The sequence below is a fragment of the Dactylosporangium sp. CA-233914 genome, assembly GCF_050942935.1.
Classification (GTDB): Bacteria; Actinomycetota; Actinomycetes; order Mycobacteriales; family Micromonosporaceae; genus Dactylosporangium.
On sequence record NZ_CP192030.1, the window covers coordinates 4,861,287 to 4,880,671 of the forward strand.

10 protein-coding genes are annotated in these 19,385 nt (G+C 70.3%); 3 read left to right on the forward strand and 7 right to left on the reverse strand.

What is annotated here, in order from left to right:
- Window positions 1-93: 93 nt before the first annotated feature.
- The 4 genes from ACQPY0_RS21725 to ACQPY0_RS21740 all read right to left on the reverse strand — a co-directional run bounded on the left by ACQPY0_RS21725 (window position 94) and on the right by ACQPY0_RS21740 (window position 4,746).
- Complete coding sequence (locus ACQPY0_RS21725; RefSeq protein WP_432991635.1) at window positions 94-651, reverse strand: hypothetical protein; 558 nt, start codon at window positions 649-651, stop codon at window positions 94-96.
- A gap of 69 nt (window positions 652-720) precedes the next feature.
- Complete coding sequence (locus tag ACQPY0_RS21730) at window positions 721-1,404, reverse strand: GOLPH3/VPS74 family protein (RefSeq protein WP_432991637.1); 684 nt, start codon at window positions 1,402-1,404, stop codon at window positions 721-723.
- 153 nt (window positions 1,405-1,557) lie between these two features.
- Window positions 1,558-4,386, reverse strand: coding sequence for a GH92 family glycosyl hydrolase (locus tag ACQPY0_RS21735; protein ID WP_432991639.1), 2,829 nt, complete (start codon window positions 4,384-4,386; stop codon window positions 1,558-1,560).
- A gap of 159 nt (window positions 4,387-4,545) precedes the next feature.
- Window positions 4,546-4,746 (reverse strand): hypothetical protein, encoded by a 201-nt coding sequence (locus tag ACQPY0_RS21740; RefSeq protein WP_432991641.1) that lies wholly within the window; start codon window positions 4,744-4,746, stop codon window positions 4,546-4,548.
- A gap of 159 nt (window positions 4,747-4,905) precedes the next feature.
- Here ACQPY0_RS21740 and ACQPY0_RS21745 point away from each other — a divergent pair, with 159 nt between their 5' ends.
- Window positions 4,906-5,862 (forward strand): acyltransferase domain-containing protein, encoded by a 957-nt coding sequence (locus tag ACQPY0_RS21745; protein ID WP_432991643.1) that lies wholly within the window; start codon window positions 4,906-4,908, stop codon window positions 5,860-5,862.
- 151 nt (window positions 5,863-6,013) lie between these two features.
- The gene (locus tag ACQPY0_RS21750; RefSeq protein ID WP_432991645.1) at window positions 6,014-7,249 is read left to right on the forward strand and encodes a glycosyltransferase; all 1,236 of its coding nucleotides are present in this window, start codon (window positions 6,014-6,016) and stop codon (window positions 7,247-7,249) included.
- On the opposite strand, the gene ACQPY0_RS21755 is transcribed toward ACQPY0_RS21750, so the two are convergent.
- The 3 genes from ACQPY0_RS21755 to ACQPY0_RS21765 all read right to left on the reverse strand — a co-directional run bounded on the left by ACQPY0_RS21755 (window position 7,246) and on the right by ACQPY0_RS21765 (window position 18,397).
- The gene (locus ACQPY0_RS21755; protein WP_432991647.1) at window positions 7,246-14,154 is read right to left on the reverse strand and encodes a hypothetical protein; all 6,909 of its coding nucleotides are present in this window, start codon (window positions 14,152-14,154) and stop codon (window positions 7,246-7,248) included. The two genes, ACQPY0_RS21750 and ACQPY0_RS21755, sit on opposite strands and share 4 nt — an antisense overlap.
- An 862-nt stretch (window positions 14,155-15,016) precedes the next feature.
- Entirely contained in the window at window positions 15,017-16,651 is a 1,635-nt protein-coding gene (locus ACQPY0_RS21760; RefSeq protein WP_432995329.1) for a S8 family serine peptidase, read from the reverse strand.
- Window positions 16,652-16,801: 150 nt separating this feature from the next.
- Window positions 16,802-18,397 carry a condensation domain-containing protein gene (locus tag ACQPY0_RS21765; RefSeq protein ID WP_432991649.1) on the reverse strand — a complete coding sequence of 532 codons (1,596 nt, stop codon included), beginning with the start codon at window positions 18,395-18,397 and terminating at the stop codon, window positions 16,802-16,804.
- 195 nt (window positions 18,398-18,592) lie between these two features.
- Here ACQPY0_RS21765 and ACQPY0_RS21770 point away from each other — a divergent pair, with 195 nt between their 5' ends.
- On the forward strand, window positions 18,593-19,294 hold the full coding sequence (locus ACQPY0_RS21770) for a DivIVA domain-containing protein (RefSeq protein ID WP_432991650.1): 702 nt from the start codon (window positions 18,593-18,595) through the stop codon (window positions 19,292-19,294).
- Window positions 19,295-19,385 lie beyond the last annotated feature (91 nt).

The following is a 19,385-nucleotide window of genomic DNA, read 5'->3' on the forward strand; positions in this document are numbered from 1 at the left end:
CGAAATTCTCCCGGTATCCCGTGCTCGACAGGACTCGGGGGGCGTTGCCTCACGCTGAGCGGCGTCTTCCCGCCGGGCCCCCGGCCCCTCCGCCTACCGGGGCTCGTCGGCGACGCGCAGGAGCTTGCGTTCGTACTCGCCGCCGAAGTCGACCCGCGTGATCTCGTCCAGGCGCCAGGCCGTGGGCTCGCGCGACCACTGCGCCGCCGAGCTCAGCTCCAGCAGGCGCAGCGACTTCTGGTCGAAGCCCGCCACCCGGCCGCGGAACACCACGCCGGGGTCGTCGCGCTCGATGTAGATGCTCACCAGCCGGTAGCGGCGGGCCGCGGAGGCCAGGATGCCGCGCGCCGACGCCAGTTCGACGTCCTCGGGCAGCGGGGGCGGCGGCCAGGCGCCGTCGAGGGTCAGGGAGCGGGCCGGGAACGACTCGGGGCCGCCGCGGGGTTCCAGCGACGTGATGTCGTCGAGCCGCACGACCGCATAGCCGTCCAGGAAGATGTTGCCGGCGAGGGGGGTCAGCGCGGCCCACTGCCCGGACACCGCGCCGACGTATCCCTCGAAGGTCTCCTCCGACCAGACGCGGCCGACGCGCACCAGCTCATGCGACTTCTGATGCTTGCGCAGCGCCGAGGCCGTCGTCCGCCGGGTCATGGTGGGTCACCCTACCGCCGGCGCGCCCGGGACGGCACAGCCGTCGATGCGCCCGCAACCCCGGCCGGCTCAGGCGCGGGCCGTGCCCAGGGCCGTCTGGATGGCCTTGACCAGGACCGCGACCACCAGGGCGACCGACGGGCGGATCGAGGACTCCTCCATGCTCACCGAGCCGGTGAACCCGGCATGGTCGCTGATCTCCTCCAGCCGGCGGTGCGCGGCGGCGACGTCGGCGCCGGTCAGGCCCAGGGCCGGCTCCATGCGCACCGCGGCGACCAGGGTCGCCAGGGCGGCGGTGCGCTCGTCGGGCTGCTCGTCGCCGATCAGCGCGCGGCTGAGCCGGGCCCGCACGTCCGCCTCGACGCTGGGGTCGATGGTCGGATACCGGTGCAGGTGGTTGAACCCGTCGGCCATCGTCTCGTCGACGTCGCAGACCACGCCACGGGCGCACAGGTCGGCCAGGACGCGGTCGCGCAGCCCGTGGCGCAGGCGCTGAATCCAGGAGTCGGGCGTGTGCGGCGTGTCGCCGGCGACGCGGGTGAGCACCGCGTCGGCGATCGGCTCCCCGACCGGGTCGGCGTTGGTGGCGACGATCATGCCCCCGACGTACGCGACCCGGCCCGCCAGCGCCAGATCGACGAGCACGGCGGCGGCCATGCCCAGGTCGAGCCCGATGGTCGACCCGGTGGCCCGGCCCGACTCGTCATCGTAGGCGAGCAGGAGCAATTCCTCGGCTAACGCAACTGAACCCATGGTCCGGCACGTTAGTCGGCCTCCGCCACCCGTCAAGGGGCCCGTGTGCGGCCCGGCCCCCTTTCGGGGTGGATCAGGCGATCTGGGTGATCTTCCACCAGTCAGGGTGAAGCCGAAGGGACCCGCCGGACTCGGCGGGCCCCTGTTGCGGAATCAGCCGTACACCTCGAACTCGTAGATGCGCGCCGCGCCGCCGGTGCCGCTCTGCTCGGCGGTGAGCACGTTGAGCCGCAGGTACCGGGCCGAGACACTCACCGCGTGCGTGGTGACGCTCGCGGTGCTGCCGCGCGCCTGCACGATCGTCGTCCACGTCGTGCCGTCGGTGGACGCCTGCACGTCGTAGTCCTTGGTGTTCCAGGCCGTGGTCTCCCCGCCCGCGCCGGCGTGGCGGATGGTGACGGTCCGCACCGCCGTGGTGGCGCCGAGGTCGACCCGCCACCATTTGCCGCTGCCCGTCGAGCACCACTTGTCGCTGGTGCCGCCCGAGACACTGCCGTTGACGGCCTTGGCGGGGCCCTCGTTGGCGTTGCAGGACGAGTCGGCGGTGGCGGGCTTGTTCAGGGCCAGGTTCGCCGGCGTGGTGGCGGTGTCGAACGACGGCGGGGCGTCGGCGGCGGCGCTGCCCCACGACGTGTTGGCGGTCGTGCCGAGGGTCAGCTCGACGGTGCCGCCGCCGCTGACGACGCTCTCCGGCAGCCACGGCTTCGTGGTGGTGGCCCCGTTGAGCTTGGCGCTGGAGATGTACGGCGCGTTCGTGGCCGCGCCCGTACCGTTGACGGTGATGGTGGCGCCGTTGCCGCGGTGGATGGCGACCTGGGTGAACAGGGGGCTGGCCAGCAGCAGCTCGGCGCGGCCCGGGGCGAGCGGGTAGAGGCCCATCGCGGCGAAGACGTACCACGCCGACATCGCGCCGAGGTCGTCCTGGCCGGGGATCCCGCCGGGGCCGTCGGACCACAGCGTGTTGACGACCTGGCGGACCGTTTGCTGGGTCTTGTACGGCTGGCCGGCGAAGTCGTAGAGCCACGGCGTGCCGATCGACGGCTCGTTGCTCAGGTCGGACTTGGTGCCGCCGGCCCTGGACAGCGCCCAGCTGCCGTCGGCGTTGTGGAAGAAGCCGTCGAGGCGGGACACGGCCGCGGCGGCGCCGCCCATCTTGGCGAACAGGCCGTTGACGTTGAAGGGGACCATCCAGGTGTACTGCGCGGCGCTGCCCTCGGCGAAGCCGTCCGAGCTCGCCGGGTCGAAGGACTGCCACGCGCCCGCGGAGTTGCGCTGCTGGATGTAGCCGGTGGCCGGGTTGAACACGTTCTTCCAGTTCTGGGCCCGGCCGAGGAACTGCGACGCGGTGCTCGCGCTGCCCAGCCGGGAGGCGAGCTGGCTGATGCCGAAGTCGGCGGAGACGTCCTCGAGGGTCTCCCCCGCGCCGCCCCACGCGTTGCCGTCGGAGGGGACGTAGCCGATGGACAGGTACTTGTCCAGGGACGGCCGCTCGCCGACCACCATGACGTTCCAGCCCGTGCGGCTCAGGTCGGCCGCGGTGACCGTCGTGGCCGCCGACACCATCGAGTTGAGCGCGCCCGCGGCGTCGAACGTGGTGCCGCCGAAGGCGTAGATGCTCGCCACCGCGGCGTGGCCCGGGTCGCCGGTCATGACGTGCGTGCCGCCCTGGTTGTGCGTCCAGCGGTCCCACACGCCGTTGTTCTGGTTGGCCTGGTTCAGCAGCGACTGGGCGATGTCCGCGCCGATGTCCGGGCGCAGCAGGGTCACCAGCTGGATCTGGTCGCGGTACACGTCCCAGCCGGAGAAGTTCGCGTACTGCGCGTGCTGGGCGCCCGCGACCGTGTGCACCTGCTGGTCCATGCCGCGGTACTGCCCGTTGACGTCGCTGAAGACGTTCGGGTGCAGCAGGGAGTGGTACAGCGCCGTGTAGAACGTGGTCTGCTGCGCGCTCGTGCCACCGGTGACGGCGACCCGGCCGAGTTCGGCGCTCCAGGCGTCGTGGGCACGGGTCCGTACGGTGTCGAACGACGTCCCGGCCGGGTTCTCGGCGTCGAGGTTCGCCTTGGCGTTGGCGGCGCTGACGTACGAGATGCCGACCCGGACCCCGACGGCCGGGCCGGAGCTGGTGTCGAAGGTGACGTACGCCCCGGAGCCCTTGCCGGGCGGCGGCCATCCCGCGGTGCCGTAGGTGGTGCCGCCGCTGGAGCCGGTGGAGCCCGCGCTCAGGGTGCCGTCCTGCCACGTGCCGGTACTGCTGAACGGCTTGTCGAAGGCGGCGTAGAAGTACAGCGTGTAGTAGCTGCGCCGGTCCTCGGTGTTGATGTAGCCGCAGAAGTTGCCGCTCGTCACCGACCCGCTGATGACCCGGTTGGCGGTGTCCACAGTGGTCTGGGCGGCGCTGCTGCCGACCTCCGAGTTCGAGGTCCGCACCAGCAGCGAGGCGGTCTTGCCGGCCGGGTAGGTGAAGCGGCCGGCGCCGGTGTGCGTGGTGGCCGACAGCTCCACGTTGACGCCCGAGTCCAGCCCGACGCGGTAGTATCCGGCCGCGCCCGTCTCGTTGGCGTGGCTGAAGTTGCTCGCGTAGGTCGCGTCCGTGCTGTCCGACGACGGCGAGGAGGTGACGTTGCCCGGGTACGGCAGGAACGGCACGTCACCCGAGCCGCCGGCGCAGCCCGTGCCGGACATGTGGGTCAGGCTGAAGCCGCGGACGCGGGTCACGTTGTAGTCGTAGCCGCCGGGCTGCGGCGTGCGGGTCTGGTCGCCGCGGGTGTTCTCCGGGCTCCACTGGAGCATGCCGAACGGGGTGTCGGCGCCCGGGAACGTCTCCCCGCTGTTGGCGGAGCCGATGAGGGTGTTGACCGCGGCGGCGGGGTCGGCCACCGCGGCGGACGCGCCGGGGACGGCGAACAGCTGGGCGGATCCGGTGGCGACGGCGAGGGCCGCCGCGGCAACCAGGACACGCCTGAGGGGATTTCGACGCACGAAGATACGCCTCCTGACCACGAACAAGGGGTAGGCGGCGGCCGCTGTCAGGGAACCTAACGATCACATGGACCGAGTTCAATAGATAGGTTTTGTAAAGATTTGCCAGCCTGCCCGTTTGGCACAGTCAGGAAAGTTAACTAACTACCGGCCGCCCGATCATGGGTTCAGGTGGCGGGCGACTTCGAAGGCCGGCTCGCCGAGGTCCAGGACGCTGTCGAGGTCGCGCCAGGTGGCGAACCAGTGCGGGACCGCCTCGCCGCGGGGCGTGATCGCGCAGCGCGCCCCCGCCGGGCCCGCCCAGTACAGGCGGCCCTCGTCCTTGTATAGCGCCCCGCCCATGGAGACCTTCACCCTCATGGATCGCAACGCTAGTTGCGCCGCCGCGGCCATGGGTTGTCGTCAATCCACCACTGCCGCGGCGGCGGAATGGAACGGGATGGAACATGCGACCGCTACGACGAGGCGGAATTCGGTCCGTCTCGCGGATCATGGTTATCGATCGATAGAGTCGTCCGCGTGGATCTGGACGACACCGCCGCCCTTCTCGGGGTACCCGTCGAGGACGTCGACCGCGTGCACCGGCTCGCCGGCGACCGGCCGTCGGCTCCGCTGCCCGCCAAGGCCGACGCGCCCGCGCTCCTGGACCGGCTCGCGGTGCGGCCGGACGACGCCGCCGAGATCATGGCGGGCTGGCCCGACCCCGGCTCTCCACTGTGGACTCCGGAGCTGCGCTGGCTGCTCGACCGCTCGATCGCCCTGGTCCGCGCCGATCTCGGGGGCCACGACTGGCTGCCGCCCGGTCCGGAGCTGCCGCGCGAACGGGGCCCCGCCTGGCGGCATCTCTACGTGTACGCGTACCTGGCCCTGGTCGACGTCGTCACGGGGTACCACCGCGACCATGGCATCGCCGATGACGTGTCGCGGGTGACCCTCGCCGACCTGGGCCGCAACCTCGCGATCGACCGGCGGATGCACCGCGAGGGCTGGCCGGTCATGCAGAGCTGGCTGACGCTGCACGCGCGCGGCGGCATCTACGAGCTGGGCCGGCTGCAGCACCAGCGCGGTGGCACCGCCATCGACCTGCACATCCCCGAGTCGGGGCCGATGACCCCGGAGGCGGTCGCGGCGTCGCTCGACGAGGCCCGCGCGTTCTTCCCGCGCCACTTCCCCGACGAACACTACACGGCCTTCGCCTGCGGCTCGTGGCTGCTCGACCCGCAGCTGCTGGAGTACCTGCCCGGGGACTCCAACATCGTCCGGTTCCAGCAGCGGTTCGAGCTGGAGCCCTACGAGGAGCCGGAAGGGCTGGACGCCGACGTCGAGGTGCTGCGGTTCGCGTTCCGCAGCCTGACCACGCCGCTCGAGCAGCTGCCGCGCCGCACCCTGCTCCAGCGCGCGATCGTCGATCACCTGCGGGCCGGCCGCCACTGGCACTGGCGCCGCGGCCGCTTCCCGATCTCGCCACACCCCTAGCCCGCGAGGCCGGCGTCTGGTGCGCCGGGCGGCCCGCCGACATCGGGTCATCGACCAGGTGCCACTGGGCCGAGCGGGAAGCCGGACAAGCGCGCCCTCGGTAGCGGCCCGGACCCGGCCGGCTGACAGGCGCGTCGGCGAGAATCGAACCATGGCGCGAGTCGCGATCATGGCCATCGGCAGCCGGGGGGACGTCGCGCCGTACACCGGGCTCGGCGTACGGCTGCAGGAGGCGGGTCACCGGGTCACCCTCGCCACCCATGCCCTGTTCGAACCCCTGGTCCGCCGGCACGGCCTGGACTTCCAGCCGCTGCCGATGGACACCCGGGAGCAGCTGGCGACCCACTTCGCCGACCGCGGCCTGGTCCGCATGAGCCTGGCCGTGAACCGGGTCGTCGCCGAGCACGCCCGCCCGCTGGCCGCGGCGATGCTGGCGGCCGCCCGCGCGGCCGACGTCCTGCTGGTGACCCCGACCAGCTGGTTCGGCATCCACATCGCGGAGGGTCTGGGCCGGCCCAGCCTGGGCGTGTACCTGCAGCCGCTGACCCCGACGCGGCAGTTCCCGCCCCCGGTCCTCACCACCCGGTCCCTGGGCGGCTGGGCCAACCACCGCGCCGCGTCCCTCCTGCTCGACGTGGGCCAGCGCCCCTTCCGCGCCGCGGTCGACGAGCTGCGCTCCGATCTGGGCCTGCCCCCGGCGACGCCCTCGGCCTGGCTGGCGGCCCAGGAGGCGCGCTGGCCGATCTGCTACGGCTTCAGCCCGCTGGTCGTCCCGCCGCCGCCGGACTGGCCGGCCTGGCACCGCCCGGTCGGCTACTGGTGGCCGGCGCCCGAGCCCGGCTTCGAGCCCGACCCGCGGCTGTCGGACTTCCTGGCCGCGGGCCCGCCTCCGGTGTACGTCGGCTTCGGCAGCATGCCGGCCCGGGACCGCGCCGCCCTGTCGGCCCTCGTCGTGACCGCGGTGCGCAAGGCGAAGCTGCGGGCCGTCGTCGGCGCCGGCTGGGCGGGCCTGACGGCGACCGGCGACGACGTCCTCGCCGTCGGGGAGGTGCCGCACGAGTGGCTGTTCCCGCGGATGGCGGCGGTCGTGCACCACGCGGGGGCGGGCACGACCGCGGCCGGGCTGCGGGCCGGGCTCCCGGCCGTGCCGGTGCCGTTCATGGTGGACCAGCCGTTCTGGGCGCGGCGCCTGACCCGGCTCGGCGTCTCGCCCGGCCCGGTCCCGATCCGGCGGCTGACCGCCGACCGGCTGGCCGGAGCCTTGACGGCGGCGGTCGCCGACCCGGCCTACCGCCACCGCGCCGAGGCCCTCGCCGCCCGCCTCGCCGAAGAGGACGGCGCCGAAGGTGTCCGGCGCGAACTGGATCGGCTCCTGAAGGGGGGTTAGTAACCGCACGTCACGATTAGCTCGGCGAGATGGTTGAGTCGGGCTATCGCGGACGGAAGCTGGTCGTGGCTATGCATACTGTTGGCCAGTGGCGTGTCGTTCCACCAGGCGGGGTTGATACGCGACACCCACTCAAATCGTAGTGTCCCGTCTATCAGACACCGCACGCTCGTGATCAAGTCGTCGAGGCCACGGAGCAGCTGCCGGTCGCGGTGTTGGTCGGGGACTCGCCGGGTCAACTCCAGGACGACTGCGACTGCCGCGGAAAAGATGCCTTCCATCCGTTGGCTCGTGGTGGTGCCGCCCGCCATCACCAACGAGGCATAGTCCTCATGCGACAGCTGGCGATCGAATACGGCGCGAAGCATGAAGCGGCCGGCGTGAGGATCCTTCCATTCGGGCGCGCTGCGCGAGAGGTAGGCGAACATCTGCTGGGTTGACAGGGCAGCGACGGGGGGATGCTGGCTGAATGGGCCAACGGCGACTGGCGCACTGACCGAGCCGGGCGTCGTTGCGTGTGCTTTGTCATGATGGGTGGCCAGCTCGCGGCGCAGGATTACTGACATCGCGGCAAGTTCACGAGCTGCGCGGCTTTCCGCCCATATCTCCCCAAGCACCCGGTTGGCGATTCCGCGCCGCATGCTGCTGGAATCGGCCCCCTCAAGCCCCCGGCGAACGCGTTGCGAGTCGTGTCCAATCCGCTCGGCCACTTGCCGCAGACCAACGTGGTCGAGCCAGGTCATGACGCTTTCCGGCCCGGCCTGGGCGTTCACGGACGCGAGCCGCTCGAGCGCGTCGAGCAGCTCGGGGCGTACGAGCCGGTCCCTGAATTCGTCGAAGATGTCCTGTCGCTGCGTCCACGTGTTGGTGCAGACCCATCGAGCCAGGTCCCGCGGCAGCGGCGGGCGTGCCGATGCCCGGCTCATCTCGACCGCCGCAGTGAACATGTCGGCGGTCGGTCGTTCCTGGAACAGCTCGCGCCGGCCTCCCGCAGCGCGTAGCTCCCATACGGTGTCGAGGACTGTCTGGTCCTTGTCGGCCGGTGCCGGCACTCGTCGCGTGGTCACCACCGGCGCATGTTCAAGCCATGCCTGTAGCGTCGGGTCGGCGTCCAGCACCACGACGATCACGCCACGCCCATCCCACCACGCGAGCCGGTCCGCTGCCTGTCGCACTGCCGCAACGATGGAGGCGTTCTGTGGCTGCAGCCGGGGCGTGTTGACGATCACCACATGCCGCTGCGCTCCGGCCGCCAGTACCGCTTGCGTCAGCCTGGTCAGCGCCAGCTCGTCGCGGCTCCCAGGCAGGGCGCCGGCGAACCAAACCCCATCCATTGATCTGACTTCATCGGGCAGTACTGGGTCGTCGTCGACAGGGTCGGATACGGCGTTCGCTGGATCGCCCGTGCCGACCTCGAAGGTGGCGGAGGGCGCATCGGCCGGCGCCTGCTGTGTGGTGGCCATGGTGCGAGGTGGCGCCGCGTCGTCGTGTGCGGTCAGCGCCGTCCGCTCCAAGTCGAAGATCAGCGGGGCAGTGGTCGTCAGCGTGCTCTGTGCAGAGGGCGCCCGCAAACTCGACGAACTACTGGCGAGCACGTCCAGGGCGGGAGCGTCTGTGTCGGGCGCACCAAGCGCAATGGCCTCGGCCGCTACCTCGACAGGCGGGGCTTCCGTGGTGCGCATCTCGAGGTTGCCGACGACCCAACGGGTTCCGTTGGGACCCTCGACCCGGATCACGGCGACCGCGGTGACCTGGTATCCCGGTGTGCCGTGCCCGTCAGCCGATTCCATGGAGGTGCCGAACCGGAGGATCTCGCGCCGCTGCGCCGAGCCGCCGGCGCTCTGGCCCTGAGCCGCTTCAACCCCGACGATCGGTACCGCCGGGCCGCCGTAGTTGTTGACGTCATGAGTGAATGGGTGGGTACCGCCAACGGTTGACGTCGGGGTCACTGACGCGTTGACGGTCGTGGTGAAGCTATCGGTGTTGGCGTTGATGCTATCGATGGCCACGTTGCGACTTGAGCTCGCGGGCTTTGGTGAATACAGCGCGAACTGCAGCGACGTACCCGGCGTGCCAGTGCGACCCAGTAACCGGCCCACCGCAGCTGGTTCCATCATGGTGACCTTGCCCGAGCGGGCAAGGTGGGCCAGGCGGACGAAGATCCCCTCCGCAGAAGTGGAGTTGTGCAGCCGATCATCGCGTGCGAGGGACGGGTCGACGGTCCGGATCGCTTCGGCAAGTTGCGCAACGGCGTCGAAGTCGTACACGGAGAACGCTCGGCTCGGCAGCCAGGATGTGCCGGTCGCCAGTGCACGAACTTCTGGCGGGACCTCCATGTCGATGACGACCGCGCCGGTGGGCGGGGGTACGACCGGTGTCGGGGCAGAACTGAGCATCACCGGCTGGACCCGCCGCTGTTCGGCAATCGGGTCGTGGGGCGTCTCCGCCTCGCTGAAACGCAACGTGGCCAGGGCCGGGAAGGTCTGGGACGACTCGCTGACCGCGCTCACCCTCGGCAGGCTCCGCCAGGCCGGCCGAACGAGCCAGCCCACGGCGACGAGCCCGTTGATCGCGGCCCTACCCACGCCGACGATGAGTGCGTCGCTCAGCGGCATCGATCGTACGGTCACGCCGAGCGTGTAGGGGACGCGGTCGAACTGGGTGGTAGCGACGGTCCGCTGCCAGGTGCGGGATTCCCGTAGCGATGACGCGGCGTTCGTCCGGCTGTGCTGGGTCGCCATTGCGAGGGACGGTTGCCCCTGGTGATCGTTCCGCTTGACCAGCGGCGAGAAGGCGACGTTGTTGGCGATGACACGGGTAACGCTCTGTTTGCTCGCGCCCGGGATCTGTAGTGATCCGCCTTCGCCGGACGAATGGGCCAGGATGGTGTCCAGGCCCGCGCTGGTCGAGGTTTTCCGGCCTCGCCGTTCCGCGAGCTGGGCGGCGTTCTGCGAGGGCTGCGCGCTGAACTCGACCTCCACCAGTCGCGGCCCGAGCCACGACCGGTGCACGAAGTGGAACGAGGCGCGGCCCTCGGGACCAGCGTTGATCAGTGTCCGCAGCCCAAGGGGGGAGCTGTGGTCGGCAATCCGCGATCGAACACCAGGCAGGTACGCAGCATGGCCGGGACGGGTCACCCCCGGCGCCTGGGTCTCGACCAGGGCGCGGATGCCTTCGCGGAACTGCGGACGCGAGCCCAGGGGTGCCACTGCGGTGGCCACGCCGAAGCCAAGCTCCCCGCGGCTGCGAACGAACCAGGGGGGCAGCCTGCGGTCGGCGGTCCCGACAGCCTTCTGCGGGTCAGCCGGCGGGACCCCGGGGACTTGCCGCAACTCCGGGTGGTTGAACAGGTCGTTCTCGACGAGAAGGAACTCCACGGCCTCGGGCAGTTCGACCGCGATCTGCTCCTCGAAACACGGCCTGCCCCAGAGGGTCCCGGCCACCACGTTGCGGCCGCCTTTTGTGACCGTGATGACGTAGATCGCCTTCGCCCTGAAGCGAAACGTCGAGACGTCGTTCTCAGTCGTGACCCTGAACGCCATCGTGTTGTCGCTGAACGTCGTGCGGGCGTCCCTACGTCTGCCGTGGGTGTACGTCCCGGACGGTACGAATTGCGTGTCGCTGCCGTAGGTGCCCGTGACCGTCGCCGGCACCTCGTACGAAACGCTGCTCTCTGCCGTGTGCGACGACCCGTCAAGGGACTGCAGCCAGCATTCCATGTCCATGGTTCCAGGCGGGGGCAGGGTCTCTACGTCGGTGAGGTAGCCCTCAACAGTCACCGACACATCGGTACCCCACACCATGCCGTGCTCGCCGATGTTCTCGGACACGTACTGGTTGTTGAAGACCTGCAGGGCGTTGGCCGCCAGATGGTGGGGCGACACCGCGGCGTGCACCACCTCCTGCCCCATGCTCTCAGGTCGGGTCAACGGCTCGCCGATCGCCCGCCGCTTCGCCCACGCCCACCCACCCACCACCATCCCGCCGAACCATCGCGCCGCACGAGCACCCCATAGCCCGACCGTCTGGTCGCCGGCGGCCGGCTCGTCGCCCCTCACCTCCACCGGCGCATTCGCCTCGCCAGAAGGGAAAGCGCCGGGCATGGCGAACGTTCGATCATCCTCCGCCTGGCCATGCAACATGCGCGCGTGCCTCGGAGACTGCATCTCCATGTCGCCCTCGACCGGTGACGGCAAAGCCGCATCATCGACGGGGAATGCGCCGGGCATATCAGGGCCTGAAGCAGCGGATTGTTCCGCGGCCGTGGCGGCGCGGCGCACGGTACCGACGAGGTCTCTGACTACCGCACGGATCGACCGGCTGCCCTCCACCCGGTCCACATACGCCAGCTCCGGCAGCCGCAGCACTCCGTCCCGGTAGATCACATCACCGTCCGGTCGGTTCAGGCTGGCGCGATCCTGATCAGTGACCTCCCGAGGTACCGGAATCTGGTACGGGCGAATCTCCACCGGCTGCGCGAGCGTGCGGTAGGTGGGTACCGCCAACGCGAACGTCCCGTCAACGCTGTTCGGCCCGGGCGCGCCGCCGTGGCTCCACGAAATCTCCATCCGTAGCCGCACCGGCACCTCGAAGGCGTGCGAGCCCTCGCCGCTCGGGCTGAGCGCGTACAATTCCTGCCCGAAGCCGATGTTGGTTTCGGTGATCTTGGCAGGGCGAGAGAAGCGGTTGACTCCGCCGGAAACGCTCTGCAGCGGCCTTCCATAGTCGGCCAGATCAAGTGGGTTGGAGTACGAACCAGCAAAGCCAACGTTCCAGCCGAACGGAGAACGAGTGCGCCCTTCGCTGGCGGGGAGCGTCGAACCAGTCCAATTCAACGTCTGGATGTCGGGCAGGACCAGGTTGTGGACGACTCCTCCCTCAGGCTCGTCGGTGAAGCGGCGCTCGGCGGACACGCGAACTTCGACACGCTGAACCTCACCGCGGACAGGCAGTTCGAACACGATCGAATAACCGCCCTCGACCATCTCGTCCACAGCGCCGCGCAGCCCCGTACCGGAGCGGGCCACATCAAGCTTGCGAACGTTCTCCAGGCGCTGAACCCTGGTCGCCTCGTCAGTCAGCTTTTCCAGCATCGGGTCGTTGTCGGGCGGCAGGAAGCCCCGCTCCACCAGCCAAGTCTCGGCCGATGCGAATAACGACTCGGTGCCAGTGACCCGCAACGGCGTGGTGGAAACGCCGAGCGAACGAAGCTGCGCGATCTCGGGTGGCAGGTAACGCGGCGCGGTCGGCCTCTGAGTAACAAGGTCCGCAGCCGGTACCCGCAGGATCGCCCGGTGCGACACGCCAGACCCCAAAGGCGTCACCGGCCCGGGGCGGGCCGCGGCATCAGCCGCGCGGACGAGTTCCACCTCGAAACTCACGTCGACAGCCTGCGGGATCAGCGGCTTCCTTGTCCGCAGCGAGTGCGAGGTGCGCGCCCCACCGCCTGATCCCAGTGCGTGCGACACCTGATGCCGCACACCGGCTTGCCCCCGGACGGATCCGCCGGTCGGCTCGACGCCGGTGTCGGCATCGGCCGGCGCCTTTGACATGCCGAAGCTCAGGAAGCCGTCGACGCCGACCGCGTTGGTTACCTTGGCGGAACCCTCGATACGCAGGGTCCGCAGCACGTGCGACTCCAGCACGGCATCCTGCGTCGCCGGACCGGTGACCTCCCGCGCGACCAACCGCGTACGCACCCGCAGGTATCCGATGACGGAACCGTTTTCCTCGAACAACAGCGGCGATGGGTGGCTTCCCGCCCACATCAACGGAATATTTGCGCGCAGGCTGTATTCGCCGAAGAACTCCCGCAGGTCCCGTCTCGATGCCTTCGACAGCGCCGCGAGGTGCGGCCGGAACGACGCCATGACATCACTGAAAATTCGGTCCGCGTTCGGCACCGACTGCACCCCGAACAAGGGCACGTCGTTGCGCAACGTGTCCAGCGGCGCCGGCTGGGGCTGCTCCGCATCCGCGCGCGGATCCTCCACGAGATGCTTCGGGAACCACACCGTCAGCCGCTCGGCCGGCGAGGCGATGAGGTCGGTCCACGGGCGGTTCACATCGCCGCCCACACGCATCTGCCAACGCATCTCATAGCTGTACGGCCAAGAGCGCTCGCGGCTGCGCAACAGCGTCAGCACCTGCACCCCGCCAGCGACCGTCACCGAGGTCGACGTCTGGTTGTATGTCACGGTCGGCTGCACCGTCAGCACTACCCGCCGCAGTTCGCTGCCGTTGTCGACCGGCCATTTGTGCGAATACGCGAACGGGAGACGCATGGACCGCAGATCGCCGGCGCTGCCGGTCTCAGCCACCTCCCATCCGCCGAACGCCCAGCGCTGGAATGCGACGGGTGGGCCGTCGGGCAATTGCTCGATCCCGGGGTCCGCTGCCACCACGTCGCGCAACACCACCCGCAGCCACGTGGTCTGCCCGCCATCGGCGGGAATCGACAGCGGCAACCCGGATTCGCTGCGCACCCGTGGCCACTCCGCGAGCAGGTATTCCGCGGTGAGCCGCCGATCAAGATCCGCGCCAAAGGAGGCTTGCGTTCCCCGCGTGCCCACCGCCGCCCTTACCTGCTCACGCAGCCACTGGACAACGCTCTCGGGCACGGGCGTGACGTACTCGAGTCCCTGCACCCCATCCAGCTGCGACCCGTACTGCCGTACCGCCTCGGTCACGCCCCCGCGCGTGGGATCGGGCGCTGGCTGCTCCCCGGATTCGTCGACCTGCCCGGCGACCGGCTGTGGTTCAACTTCGTGCCTGGTCGCCTCGGCCACGCGCTCCCGCGTCACTCCAAGTTCGTTGGCCGGGTCAGACAGGTCGGCGGTGACCGCGCGTTGTCGTTCGTTGGATTCGAGGACCCTCAGCCGGGCAGCGGCCAGTTGCGACTCCACCTCCCGGGCCTCGTGCGTCAGAACATCGACTGACCTGCCCTCCGGTGGTGCACTCGAGCCAGCCGTGGTCGTTGCCTGAGTCTGCGGACTGATCTGGTCCTGTGGCGAGCTCAACCGCTGGTCCCCCTACCCATTCCCGGCTCACGCTTTCGACCTCTTGGGCCGTTGGCGTCGCGAGCGGTCCCGCTACCAGCGGTGGCGCGGTAGGCACCGCCCGGGTGACCGCTGGGCCACTGCCGGCCACGAGCACGTCGGCGGACTCAGTTGAGCGTGAGCTCGGGGTTTGGTCATCGGATTGCAGCCAGACAGCGCGACCGTTCGGCAAGGCGGCAAGGCGGCGCGATGCGGTTGACAAACGGGTGTTTTCTCCGGGACCTTCTTGGCCCCACCGCTCCAGAAGTCGTGGCTCCATCGATCACGACTAACTCCCATATCTCGATGGACGCTCCAGCTTTACTTAACCCCACCGATCCCACATTCTGGAACGACCGTCGCCGCCTGGACCTGCCGACAGCACCTCGGACCGCAAGCCGCGCGGACCACGGGGCCACCGCGACGCTGCTGGGCATCGAAGCTGACGAGGCGCCTACTTTCTTCCTTCACGTAAACAGGCTAGGCCGCGCCGATAGCTGGATGTCAGTGAATGTGAGGCATAACACTACTTAATATATAGGGAAAGTAGGACTCTCGCTGTTCCATAGCTCCAGCACTAACCACGAGCCATGAAACAGGCCTTAGTTGATCAATCGTGTAGCCCTGCGGATAAGGCGGCGGCGCACCATCCGTGAGCGCTCTTCCGGAACAAACCAGAACGGCGACGGGGTCCCCGGCCGACCCGGGGACCCCGCCTCAGGGACCGTGCTCAGTGGTGCTCCCACCAGGCGTGCGCGGTGACCGCGGCGTAGGCGTCGACGATGCCGTGGCCGTAGAAACCGTTGAAGTGCGGGCCGCCCTCGCAGAGCGCGTCGAACTCGGTGGAGCGCCCCACGTTGACGTACGACACCAGCGGCGGGTTCGGGCACGCGTGCTCGGCCGCCGTGGAGTAGAGCAGGTACTCGACCTTCCAGGGCTCCAGGCCGAAGCCGTTGCGGCCCTGCTTGCTGCCGTGTGCGCTGACGATCAGCGCCGCGACGCCGGCGGCGTGCGGCGAGGCCATCGAGGTGCCCTGCAGGTAGGTGTAGTACCCGCACTGCCCGACCGCGTTGCACTGCTTGAAGACCGAGTCGGCGAACTCGGGCAGGACGTTGCCCGCCGCGTCGACCGAGCCCTCCTCCTGCAGCACCTTCTTCGGATACGTGGAGAGGATCTCGTTGCCCACGCTCCGATAGGTGTCGGTGCCCAGGCCGTCCCGGAAGTACCCACCGGGTGCGGAGACGCCGATGCGCTCCAGACCGTAGTCGGAGTAGTCGGCCTTGTTCAACGACGGGCCGAGCGCGGACACACCGATGACGAAGGGGCCCTCCGCCGGCAGGTCCCAGCACGTGCTGTTGTCGACCGGCCGGTCGTACGCCGTGTCGGCCGGGTAGTCCGGGCTAGAGATGTCCGTGCGCGGCTTGCCCTTGTCCTCGTGGTTGTTGCCCATGGCGCTCACCAGGGTCACGCCCTTGAGGTGGGCGTAGGTCAGCGCCCGGAACATCGCCTTGATGGTGGTGCGCTGCTCCGCCTGCTGGGCCGGGGAGTCGGCCGGGTTGGCGACGCAGTTGTACAGCCACGGGTCGACATAGAAGGACATGTTCACCACGTCGATGCCGTGGTCGGCCGCGTGCACGAGCGCGTTGACGGTGGGCTCCAGGAAGAAGTACCCGGAGTCCTGGCCGCCCTTGAGCTCGACCAGCGACACGTTCGGCGCGACGCCGGAGACGCCGAAGCCGTTGGCCGCCGCGCCGATCGTGCCGGCGACGTGCGTGCCGTGGCCGCCGTCGTCGGTGCCCACCGGGTCGAGGCAGCTCGCGACCTCGCACGGCCCGTCGATGTCGACGACGTCCGGCGCGAAGTTCTTCGACAGCGCCCAGTTGAAGTTCGGGGCGATGTCGGGGTTCGACGCGTCCACGCCGGTGTCGAGGATGCCGACGGTCACGCGCTTGTCCCCGGCGTTGACCTTCCGCGCCTTGTCGGACCTGACCGTCGTGAGGCCCCAGAGCTTGTCGTCCAGCGGGTCCATGCCGGCCGTGGCCGGCTTGGTGCCGCCGCCCTTCTTGGCGGCCTTGGCCGCCTGCTGGGCCTCGCGCTCGGCGTTGCCGGGCCGCTCCTTCCGGGGAGCCTTGCCGATGGCGACCTTGTGCGTCGCGCCCACGAGCCTGGCCTGCGAGCCGGCCTTCTCGATGAACCCGTTCTGCGGCGCGAGCACCGTGTACATGCCCACCGCGTCGTTGCTGCCGACCACCTTGCCGCCGGCCTTGCCGATGGCGGCGGTGGCTTCGGCGACCGAGGCGTTGTCCGCGGCGATGACCGTGTATTGCGTCGTCGCCGTCGCTTCGGCAACCGCCGGGGCGGACATCAGGCCGGCCGCCGTCACCGAGAGGGCCGCGGTCGCGACCACGGTGCCGGCGAGCCTCTTGTTGAATCCCACATAACCTCCCTGGTCGAGGGGACGTGGATATCAGACAAGAGATGCTCGCGGGGGCGGAACCCTTTCCGCTCAAGATTCTCAATGCAAGGGCGGGGCGGAAACGAAGCGATGCGGGACCATCGCCGCATGTCGGCCGGCGAGCAGCGCCCGGCACCGCGCCCGCGCGCCCTCCGCGTCAGCGGACAGGTGATCGGCCAGGTAAGCGGTCAGCCGGCCGTCCTCGACGCGGGCGCGGGCCGCGGAGGGGGACAAGGCGTCGTCCAGCAGCCGTTGCACCTCGGCCAGGTCGATCCAGCAACCGTCGATGAGGTGCCAGCCGTCCGGGCGGGGCAGCGGCGGCAGCGCCACGGCCCGCGCCACCGCCGGCGGGTCCAGGTCGCCGCGGGCCGCGGTCACGAGCAGGCGTTCCAGGGCCAGCAGCAGGTCCGTCGCCTCGCCGCGGGTGACTCGGCCGGTGTCGCCGGTCCAGACGCGGGCGACCAACTCGTCGTCGACCCGGCCCAGGTCGAAGCGGAGCAGGATGTCCGTCGGGGGCAGGTCCATCCAGGCCAGCCGGGTCGGGGCCGGGGCCGGGCGCGGGGGTGGCGGGTCGAAGCCGCGGGTGTCCACCACGACGCTGTTGAACAGCGGCTCGAAGCTCGGGGCGATGCCGCGCTCCGCGTTGATCTCCGCGGAGCGCTCGTGCTGGCGGTACACGTGGTAGGCGCCGTTGACCCCGGCCTGCAGCACGGCGCCGAAGCAGCGGCGGACCAGTTCGTCGAAGCCCGCGCCCGCGGTGTCGAGCGCGACGTAGGTGGACTGGGCCAGGGTTCCGACGTAGTCGCGCAGGTCCGACTCGAAGCGGTTGGCCGACAGCATCACGAAGCGCAGCGTGCCGTAGCCGGTGCGGTGCGCGAGCAGGGCGCACAGCGCCGCCATCACGATCGTCGGGCGGCTCACCCGGGTGCGGGCGGCGATGTGGTCCAGGGCGTGGGCCGCGGCCGCCGACGACATCCCGCAGGCGCCGGAGCCGCGCCCGGCCGAGTCTCGGGGGCGGGCGTAGAGGTGTGCCGGGGCCGCGGACAGGTGCCGGACCCAGTGGCGCAGCGCCTGGTCCTGGCGGCGCCGGCGCGACGGGCTCGCCTCGGCCGCGGCGCGGTCCAGGGGCTGCACCGCGGGCGCGCCGGCCGGCGGGTCCGCGAAGTCGCGGGCCAGGACCATCAGGGCCTGGAAGTCCACGGCCAGGTGCGAGTAGACGGCGACCAGGACGGCCACGGCGTCGTCGCGGACGGCGGCGCAGAACCGTACCGGTGAGTCCACCGCCGGGTCGATCGGCTTCTCGCGGCCGAGGGCGGCGAGCTCCGCGGCGACCTCATCCGGCGACGAGTCGTTTGTCACACGAAAAATGGCCAGGGGGACCTCGCCGGCCGCGAGGACGTGCTGTTCTCCGGGGTCGCCGAGGATGTATCGGCTGCGTAACGCCTCGTGACGAGCGAGGAGCGCGCTCAGGGCGGCGACGACGTCGGGAAGGGGCGTGCCGGGCGGGACCGGGAGGCGCTGGTCGAGCCGGGCGGCCGGGGTGTAGGGCGCGTCCTCGAGCCACTTCGCCGTGTTGAGCTGACCGAGGGTCAGCGGGCCGCGGGCGGAGCGCTCGCCGCGGAAGGGCACCGGGACCGGATCGGCCGGAGTCAGCACGCATCGATCATCCTGGCTGAGTCCGGCGCCCGCCATCGGCCACCCGGGCGGTCCGGATTTCGAAAAAGCGACATTCCGCCAGAGCTTAGGGATGGCTTTGGCGCAGCTTAAGACCCCTTCGGCGATACCGCACCCTTGCGCATGTCGGGTATCGTGCGCGGGGCATTCGGCGGGCAGGTGAGAGGGACAGGGGCCATGACACAGAACGGGATGCGACCGTACGACGACCGGCATGCCGGCGGTCCCGGCCTCCTCAACGCCCCGGAGGGCGGCGGACAGGCGCTCAACGACCAGGCGAAGGCGCTCGCCGTGCTGACCATGGCGCAGCGCACCGCCGAGGAGCACATCGAGACCGCGCGGCGCGAGCACGACGCGATCATCTCCGAGGCGCACGCGACCGCGGGCCAGATCGTCTCCGAGGCACAGGCCCAGGCGGGCGCGCTGCGCGATGAGGCCGAGAAGATCCTCAGCCGGGCGCGCATGTCGGCCGAGAAGATCGCCCGGGAGGCCGAGGCCTACGCCGCGGAGACCGAGCACAACGCCGGCGAGGTGCTCGCCGAGGCGCAGGGGCGGGCGGAGGACATCGTCCGCGAGTCCCAGGAGAACGCCTACGAGATCAAGCAGCGGGCCGAGCAGATCTACGAGGACGTCGTGGGCGGCCTCACCTCCAAGCGGCAGGCGCTGCAGCAGCAGATCGAGTCGCTGGAGCGCTTCGACCAGGAGTACCGCGCCCGCCTGACCACGTTCATGCAGCAGCAGATGCGCGCCCTGTGGGTGGGCCAGCCGCAGGTCGCCGCGGAGTTCGAGGACGCACCGCAGGCCGCGGGCGAGCTGCTGCCGGCCCAGCGCGGCGCCCACCACGACGAGGACGCGCGCGAGGACCAGGCCGCCGGCTGAGCTCGGCCCCTTCCCGGGCGCCGGTAACTTTCAGGCCCGCCCGGCGTCCCGGGAAGCCCAAACCTTGACAATCATCGATGCGGTTCGCCGA

Excerpts from the sequence above, each read along its gene's own strand:
- ACQPY0_RS21760 (WP_432995329.1), bottom strand. The coding sequence starts at position 16,651 with ATGTCCGCCCCGGCGGTTGCCGAAGCGACGGCGACGACGCAATACACG.
- ACQPY0_RS21740 (WP_432991641.1), bottom strand. The coding sequence starts at position 4,746 with ATGAGGGTGAAGGTCTCCATGGGCGGGGCGCTATACAAGGACGAGGGC.
- ACQPY0_RS21730 (WP_432991637.1), bottom strand. The coding sequence starts at position 1,404 with ATGGGTTCAGTTGCGTTAGCCGAGGAATTGCTCCTGCTCGCCTACGAT.
- ACQPY0_RS21725 (WP_432991635.1), bottom strand. The coding sequence starts at position 651 with ATGACCCGGCGGACGACGGCCTCGGCGCTGCGCAAGCATCAGAAGTCG.
- ACQPY0_RS21750 (WP_432991645.1), top strand. The coding sequence starts at position 6,014 with ATGGCGCGAGTCGCGATCATGGCCATCGGCAGCCGGGGGGACGTCGCG.
- ACQPY0_RS21770 (WP_432991650.1), top strand. The coding sequence starts at position 18,593 with ATGACACAGAACGGGATGCGACCGTACGACGACCGGCATGCCGGCGGT.